The 8051-nt window shown below is 71.7% G+C and carries 8 protein-coding genes; 5 read left to right on the top strand and 3 right to left on the bottom strand.

Translation table 11 applies throughout. The features are described from left to right. The 5 genes from P409_RS19800 to yddG form a co-directional block, all read left to right on the top strand. Positions 1-684: SDR family oxidoreductase (locus P409_RS19800; protein WP_034842156.1), on the top strand; the 684-nt coding region annotated here is incomplete at its 5' end. A gap of 133 nt (positions 685-817) precedes the next feature. Then, the gene (locus P409_RS19795; protein ID WP_034842162.1) at positions 818-3049 is read left to right on the top strand and encodes a tol-pal system YbgF family protein; all 2232 of its coding nucleotides are present in this window, start codon (positions 818-820) and stop codon (positions 3047-3049) included. 2 nt (positions 3050-3051) lie between these two features. Further along, positions 3052-3771, top strand: a complete 720-nt coding sequence (locus tag P409_RS19790) for a DUF3142 domain-containing protein (protein ID WP_034842153.1) — start codon at positions 3052-3054, stop codon at positions 3769-3771. Positions 3772-3837: 66 nt separating this feature from the next. Further along, on the top strand, positions 3838-4899 hold the full coding sequence (locus tag P409_RS19785; RefSeq protein WP_152613447.1) for an ElyC/SanA/YdcF family protein: 1062 nt from the start codon (positions 3838-3840) through the stop codon (positions 4897-4899). Positions 4900-5019: 120 nt separating this feature from the next. After that, positions 5020-5913, top strand: coding sequence for an aromatic amino acid exporter YddG (gene yddG / locus P409_RS19780; protein ID WP_034842150.1), 894 nt, complete (start codon positions 5020-5022; stop codon positions 5911-5913). Between the two features lie 3 nt (positions 5914-5916). On the opposite strand, the gene P409_RS19775 is transcribed toward yddG, so the two are convergent. The 3 genes from P409_RS19775 to gloB all read right to left on the bottom strand — a co-directional run bounded on the left by P409_RS19775 (position 5917) and on the right by gloB (position 7883). Next, on the bottom strand, positions 5917-6354 hold the full coding sequence (locus P409_RS19775; RefSeq protein ID WP_034842148.1) for a cupin domain-containing protein: 438 nt from the start codon (positions 6352-6354) through the stop codon (positions 5917-5919). Further along, positions 6351-6953 carry a glutathione S-transferase gene (locus P409_RS19770; protein ID WP_034842144.1) on the bottom strand — a complete coding sequence of 201 codons (603 nt, stop codon included), beginning with the start codon at positions 6951-6953 and terminating at the stop codon, positions 6351-6353. The genes P409_RS19775 and P409_RS19770 overlap by 4 nt, the downstream gene beginning before the upstream one ends. Before the next feature lie 159 nt (positions 6954-7112). Then, entirely contained in the window at positions 7113-7883 is a 771-nt protein-coding gene (gene gloB, locus P409_RS19765; protein WP_034842139.1) for a hydroxyacylglutathione hydrolase, read from the bottom strand. Positions 7884-8051 lie beyond the last annotated feature (168 nt).

The following is an 8051-nucleotide window of genomic DNA, read 5'->3' as shown; positions in this document are numbered from 1 at the left end:
GCCGCCATCTGCCGCCGGGCCGCCCGTGACGGCTGGGCCGTCGCCGTCAACTACCGCGCCGATGCAGACGCCGCCGAGGCGGTGGCAGCGGAGATCGCCGCCGCCGGCGGCCGGGCGATCGCCCTGCCCGCCGACGTCTCGCATGAGGACGAGATCCGGGACCTGTTCGAGCGGGCCGAAGCCGCCTTCGGGCCGGTGCAGGCCCTGGTCAACAATGCCGGCATCACCGGCCGCAACGGCGTGCTGGCCGATCTCGAGGCCGAGACGCTGCGCCAGGTGGTGGACGTCAACCTTGTCGGCCCGATCCTGTGCGCGCGGGAGGCGGTGCGCCGCTTCCGCGCCGCCGGCACCAAGGGCGCGATCGTCAGCCTGTCCTCGATCGCGGCGCAGACCGGCAGCCCGGGCGAATATGTCCACTACGCCGCGACAAAGGGCGCGATCGAGAGCTTCACCATCGGCCTGGGCCGAGAGCTGGCGGCCGAGGGCATTCGCATCAACGCGGTGGCGCCCGGCATGATCCGCACCGGAATCCACGCGCCGGGGCGGCTGGAGCGGGTGACGGCGCGGATCCCCGCCGGCCGGCCGGGCGAGCCGGAGGAGATCGCCGAGGCCGTGGCCTGGCTGCTGTCCGACGCGGCGCGCTACACCACCGCCACCGTGCTGAAGGTGGCGGGCGGCATCTGATCCTGCCTTGCGCCGGCCCGGATTTCGCCGCGCGCCCGTACCAGGATCGGCAGGACATCTGTCCGGCCGCGGCCGGATCTGATACTGGACGACCGAGGGGGATTCGCGGTCGCGGCGTGGCGAGGGAGATATGATGATCCGGCGCGGTTTGCTTCCCATGGTGCTGCTGCTCGGCGGCGTCGGCATCCAGGCGGCCCAGGCCAGCGGCGATTTCGGCTGCTCGGTCACCTGGTCGCTGAAGCAGGACGATCTCGACGGCTGCAACAACCTGCCCTTCCTCAGCCCCGCCAATGACAGCCGGGTCAATCTGCGCCTGCTGCTGGCCGACCAGGGCCGGGCGCCGATCCCGGACGGGGCGCCGACCGAGTATGAGCGCGAGATGGGTTACGCGCTGGTGCCCTTCGGGCTGGAGCGGCTGGGCCCCCCAGAGGAGACATCCGCCGATATGCCCGCCAGCGGCGCCGGCAGCGGCGAGACCGCGGTGGTCGAGACCCAGCCCGCCCCAGATCCCGATCGCGCGGCGCTGGCCGATCTGGCGCAGAAGATCGGCGTGCCGCCGGAGGCCATGACATCCGCCGCGGCGGAGAGCAGCGGCAACCTGTTCGCCACCGGCGAGGGCAGCCGCTGCGCCAGCAACGACGATGCCGCCGCCCGCGGCTTCCTGCAGCAGCTGGTGGGCAGCGCCGACCTGCCGGGGCCCGAGCGGCTGTCGCTGGCCCGCGCCCGCCTGGCCATGCTGGGCGGCTGCAGCTGGGACGAGACGCAGAAGGCGAAGCTGGTGCCGGGCGATATGCAGTCGGCGCCGGGCAAGCAGTTCGCCGGCTACCTGCAGGGCGCGGTCGCCTTCTATGCCGGCGACTTCCCGCAGGCGACAGCGGCGTTCAAGGCGCTGGACGGCAGCGACCAGCCCTGGCTGAAGGAGACGGCGCGCTACATGGAGGCGCGCACCCTCCTGAACCAGGCGCAGCAGAACGCCTTCGACGAGATGGGCTATCCCAAGCTGGAGAATGTCGACAAGGCCGTGCTGGCCGAGTCCGAGGCGGCGTTCCAGGACTATCTCCAGGCCTATCCGAACGGCCTCTACACCGCCTCGGCCCGGGGCCTGCTGCGCCGGGTCTACTGGCTGGGCGACGACCCGACCCGCCTGGCCGCCGCCTATGCCGCGCTGCTGGGCCAGGCCCCGGCCGACGCCGCCGCGCTCGACACCGTGGTGCAGGAGACCGACAACAAGCTGCTGGTGTCCAGGCGCAGCGCCGACGTCACCGATCCGACCCTGCTGGCGGTGATGGACCTGATGGTGATGCGCGGCAAGGGCGTCGACGCCGATGGCGGCCCGGCCCTAAGTCTGGACACGCTGGAGCAGCAGAAGCCGCGCTTCGCCGACCAGCCGGAGCTGCATGGCTACTTGGTGGCGGCCTACCAGTTCTACGTCGCCCAGTCGCCGGACGAGACGCTGAAGAGCCTGCCCGACGCGGTGCCGGCCGGCGCCATGAGCACGGTCGCCTTCAGCCGCCAGACCCTGCGCGGCTTCGCGCTGGAGGCCAAGGGCGACTGGGCCGGGGCGCAGGGCCTGTGGCTGCAGCTGATCCCGCTGGCCAAGCCGCTGCAGCGCGCCCAGCTGGAGCTGGCGCTGGCCATGAACTATGAGCGCAACGGCCAGCTGGCCACGGTGTTCGAGGCCGGATCGCCGATCAAGACGCCGGAGATCCGCCGCATCCTGCTGCGCAACCTGGCCGGCCAGGCGCTGCTGCGGCAGCAGGCCAAGGCCACGGACGCGACCGAGGAGGAGCGCGACACCGCCCTGTTCACGCTGCTGTACAAGGACCTGATGCGCGGGCATTACCGCGGCTTCGGCAGCGACCTGGCGCTGCTGCCCGACCCGTTGCCGGAGAAGCCGTCGGTGCCCTGGGACCAGTCGCTGACCCTGTTCCACTGGGACGGCGCCACGGCCGAATCCGACTACACCTGCCCGTCGATCCGGGAGATCGCGTCGACGCTGCAGAAGAACCCGGAGAGCCCGGAGGGGCTGAACTGCCTGGGCGAGTTCATCCTGCGCAACGGGCTGGACTCCTACGCGCTCGACACCCAGCCGGACGACAGGCAGCTGGGCGGCACCGCCACCCAGTTCCCGGGCAAGGTGTATTCCCGGCTGGACGGCTACATGCATGTGATTGCCGACGGCAAGGCCGGCCGCAACGACCGCGCCTATGCCCTGTACCGCGCCATCAACTGCTTCGCCCCGAGCCAGAACAATGGCTGCGGCCCGCAGGAGATCCCGCAGAACCAGCGCAAGCAGTGGTTCCAGACGCTGAAGACGCGCTACGGCAACACCGTCTGGGCGAAGAGCCTGAAATACTACTGGTGACGATGCGGCGGGCCCTCGGCGTCCTGACGGCGGCGCTGCTGCTGGCGATGCCGGGGCCGGCCGGCGCCACGGTCGACGCGGCCGAGCATGACGCCTTCTGGCTGTGGGCCGGGGTGCCGCCGCCGGCGGTGCTGGCCCAGGCGAAGACGCTGTACATCCTGCAGGGCCAGATCGACCCGCCGCCGCGCGGCGGAAGCGGGCCGGCGCGGATGATCGCCCAGGGCATCGCCGTGCCGCGGCTGCGCCAGGGCGACATCTGGCTGGCCTATCGCGCCCACACGCTGCGCTGGCCGCCGCAGATCCTGCCGACCATCCTGGCCCAGGCCCGGCGCTGGAAGCAGGCCGGCAACCCGGTGGTCGGCATCCAGATCGACTTCGACGCCCGCACCCGCCACCTGCAGGAGTATGCGGCCTTCCTGCGCGACCTCCGCGCCCAGCTGCCGCCGGAGTACCGGCTGAGCATCACCGGGCTGATGGATTGGGGCAGCAACGCCGATCCCGAGGCGATCAACCAGCTGCAGGGCGTGGTCGACGAGGTGGTGGTGCAGACCTATCAGGGCCGGCACACCATCCCGACCTACCGGTCCTACCTGCCCCGCATCGCCCGGCTGACCCTGCCCTTCAGGATCGGGCTGGTGCAGGACGGAGAGTGGGAGGCATCGGACGCGGTGGCCACCAGCCCCTGGTTCCGCGGCTATGTGGTGTTCCTGCTGAAACCCTGAGCCACCGCGCCATCGGCGATTCTCCGGGCCGCGAATCTGGCGTATGAACCGGCCAGGAGGGGCTTCATGACACAGACACGCACGATCCGCCGCATCGCCTGCGGCCTCGCCCTGCTGGGCGCCCTGGCTGGGCCGGCCCTCGCCTATGACGACGCCACCGAGAGCCGGATCCGCACGCTGGTCGAGACCGGCATGCAGTACTACTGGTCCGGCGGCGACGTGAAGAAGGCCGAGGCGGAGGTGTTCAAGGGCATCACCCTGCACGGCCGCTACGACGTGGTCGAGCAGGCCTTCGCCGAGGCCTCGACCCTGGCGCCGGAGCGGCTGGACTTCCGCTACGCCGTCGCCTCGACCCAGATCATCCAGAAGAAGATCCCCGAGGCCGAGGCGACCTACCAGGAGATCACCAGGCGCGACCCGCGCGCCGCCGACGCCTATGCCTGGCTCGCGGCGCTGGCCCGGGTGCGCGGCGACGCCGATGCCGCGGCGCTGGCCGACATCGCCCTCGCCGGCCTCGATCGTCCTCTCGCCGAACGCTATCGTGCCCGCTTCGCCCGCACCGAGGCGATCCTTACCGACCCGCCGACCACCGCCATCCCGGCGCTGCCGGGCAAGCCGGTGATCCTGGTGCTGGGCTATGCCCTGGCCAAGGACGGCACCATGCAGCCGACGCTGCTGGACCGGCTGGACGTGGCGCTGAAGGCGGCGCAGGCCAACCCCACCGCCCGGCTGATCGTCACCGGCGGCCAGCCGCAGGCCGGGGTGACCGAGGCCGACCTGATGACCCGCTGGCTGGTGGAGAAGGGCGTCGACCGCGACCGCATCATCGGCGAGGACAAGGCCAAGGACACGGTCGGCAACGGGCTGAACGCGGCCTCGCTGATCAAGCGCCACGGCGGTGACGCGGTGATCCTGGTCACCAGCGCCAGCCACATGCGCCGGGCGCGGGTGGTGGTCGAGGAGGCGCTGGCCCAGTACGGGCTGAGCCTGGCCGTGCTGCCGGCGATCGCGCTGGACGCGCCGTCGCTGGAGGAGGCGGCGAAGGTCACCCCGGACGAGCGGCTGGTGGTCTATCGCGACCTGATGCGCACCTCCGGCCTGTGGGCCTATCCGGGGCTTCAGCAGTAGAGCGCCGCCCGTCCCCAGAGTGTCATCGCCGGGCTTGACCCGGCGATCCAGAAGCTGTCGACAGTCTCTGGATGCCCGGGTCAAGCCCGGGCATGACAGTGTGAGAAAAGACCAAATCCCATGTCCCCCGACCTCGCCGCCGTCCGCCGCGCCACGCTGATCGGCGGCACCGCCGTGCTGATGTGGGCGACGCTGGCCCTGCTGGCCACCTGGGCCAGCGCCATCCCGCCGTTCCAGCTGACCGGCATGGCCTTCGCCGTCGCCTTCCTGATCGGGCTGGGCTGGATGGCGCTGCAGGGCCGCTCGCCCCTGGCCGCCGCCCGGCAGCGGCCGGCGGTGTGGCTGCTCGGCATCGGCGGGCTGTTCGGCTACCACCTCGTCTTCTTCATGGCGCTGCGCCTGGCGCCGCCGGTCGAGACCAACCTGATCAACTATGCCTGGCCGCTGCTGATCGTGCTGTTCTCCGCCCTGCTGCCGGGCGAGCGGCTGCGCTGGTGGCATGTCGCCGGGGCGGCGCTGGGGCTGCTCGGCGTCGTCGTGCTGATCGGCGGGCGCGGCGTCGCCTTCGACCCCGGCTTCGCCCTGGGCTATGGCGCCGCCATGCTGTCGGCGATGATCTGGGCCGGCTATTCGGTGCTGAGCCGGCGGATCGGCGCGGTGCCGACCGAGACGGTCGGCTGGTTCTGCGGCGGCACCGCGCTGCTGTCGCTGCTGTGCCACCTGGCGCTGGAACGGACGGTGGTGCCGGACGCCGCCGGCTGGGCGGCCGTCGCCGGGCTGGGGCTGGGGCCGGTCGGCCTGGCCTTCTTCGTCTGGGACCACGGGGTGAAGCGCGGCGACATCCGCGCGCTGGGCGCCTTCGCCTATGCCGCGCCGCTGCTGTCGACCCTGCTGCTGATCGCCTTCGGCCAGGGCACGCTGACCCCGTCGGTCGGCGCCGCCTGCGCCCTGATCGTCGGCGGCGCGATCCTGGCCGGGCGCGACCTGTGGGCCAGGCGTGCCGCGCGGGTCTGAGGCCTATCCGAGCTCCGGCCGCCAGCCCGGCGGGGCCAGGGTGAAGCCCTCGAAACGGAAGGCCGGGGCGACGACGCAGCTGACCAGGGTCCAGTCGCCCAGGCTGCGCGCCGCCTGCCAATGGCCTTCCGGCACCACGCCCTGGAAGCGGTCGCCGGCCAGGATGTCGGGGCCGAGGCGCAGCGCCTCGCCCGCTTGGCCTTTTTCCGCGATCGACAGCTCCAGCGGCGCGCCGGCCTGCCAGATCCAGATCTCCGGCGCGTCCACCGCGTGCCAGTGCGAGACCTCGCCGGCGCGCAGCAGGAAGTGGATCAGTGAGGCCCGGCCGCGGCCGCCCTCCGGCGGCGGGTCGCGCCACAGCTCGACATAATATCCCCCCTCGGGGTGAGGCTGCATGCCGAGCCTGGCGATGATCGCCTCCGGCGTCAGGACCCCGCTCATGCCTGGGCGATCGTCGTGACGTAGGACGGGCGCTCGGCGAAGACCGCGTGCCAGGCGGCCAGCCGCGGATGGGTCTCGCGCCAGCCCCAGTCGGCGAAGCGCAGGTCGAGATAGCCCAGCGCCGCGGCGGCGGCAATGCTGCCGATGGTCAGCGGCCCGTCGAGCTCCGCCGCATCGGCCTCCATCTGGTCGAGCGACTTGCGGATCTTGGCCTTCTGCCGCTCGGTCCAGGACTCGCTGCGGCCGCCTTCCTGGCGCAGCGTCAGCTCGTAGCGGATCAGCAGCGCCGCATCCATCAGCCCGTCGGCCAGGGCCTGCCAGCGCAGCGCCTGCCAGCGGGCCGGGCCCATGGCCGGAACCAGCTTTCCGCCCTCCTGCAGCGAGTCGAGGTACTCGCAGATCACCGGGCTGTCGTAGAGCGGGCCGAACTCGGTCTCCAGGACCGGGATCTTGTTCAGCGGGTTGCGTGCCGACAGGCCGCTGGCCGGGTCCTCGGTGCTGGTCGGCACCACCTCGATCCGGTCCTGCAGGCCGAGTTCGTGGGCGACGATGCGGACCTTGCGGGCGAAGGGCGAGAACGGGCTGTAGAGGAGCTTCATGGCGGTCCCTGACTCGATCGAACGGCAACCAGTCCAAAACTGTCATGCCCGGGCTTGACCCGGGCATCCAGAGACTATCGACACCCTCTGGATTGCCGGGTCAAGCCCGGCAATGACACCGAAAGACGGCCTTCGGCGTCATCCGAGTGCCCAGGCCTGTCAGAACCGGTCCTTGCGGCCGCGGATCTCGGCGAAGACGGCGACGGGATCGGCGCCGGCCATGCCGATCGCGGCCTGCAGGTCGGGCTTGTCGGCGCGCAGGAAGGGGTTGGCCAGCTTCTCGCGGCCGAGCTGGGCCGGGATGGTCGGGGCGCCGCTCTCGCGCGCGTCGTCGACATCCTCGGCATAGGCCTGCAGCACCGGGTTGGCGCCGTCGACCGTCAGCGCGAAGCGGGCGTTCGACTGGGTGTATTCATGGCCGCAATAGATCCGGGTGGTATCCGGCAGCGCCCGCAGCTTCCTGAGGCTGGACCACATCTGCTCGGGCGTCCCCTCGAGCAGGCGGCCGCAGCCGAGGGCGAACAGCGTGTCGCCGCAGAACAGCACGCCGGCATCCTCGAACCAGAAGGCGATGTGGCCGGCGGTGTGGCCGGGGACGTCGAGCACCGAGCCCCGCGCGGCGCCGACCATGACGTGGTCGCCCTCGGCCACGCCGCGGTCGAGGTCGGGGATGCGCGCCGATTCCGCCGCCGGCCCGACGATCGAGGCGCCGTAGCGCTTCGCCAGCTCGTGGTTGCCGCCGACATGGTCGCCGTGATGGTGGGTGTTCAGGATCCAGTCCAGCCGGCCGCCCTTGGCCTCCAGCTTCGCCGCCACCGGGTCGGCCTCGCCGGGGTCGACCACCCCGACCATGCCGGTCTGTTCATCCTCCAGCAGATAGGCGTAGTTGTCCTTCAGGACGGGGATCAGCGTGACGCGAAGCGAGGCCATGCGTCCTCCTGGATCGGCGGGATCGGAACAGGTCGGGGCAGCATAGCCGCTCCCGGCCCGCTCCGCGACCCCGCGATCCGGTTGCAGCGTCCCGGCTTCCCCGCTCCGTCATTGCGAGCGCAGCGAATCCATCCAGGGGCCGGCGCGCACCGGCCCCTGGATGGATTT

Source organism: Inquilinus limosus MP06, assembly GCF_000767795.1.
Classification (GTDB): Bacteria; Pseudomonadota; Alphaproteobacteria; order DSM-16000; family Inquilinaceae; genus Inquilinus; species Inquilinus limosus_E.
Note: the sequence above shows the minus strand (reverse complement) of the source record. Positions and strands in the feature narration are given on the sequence as shown.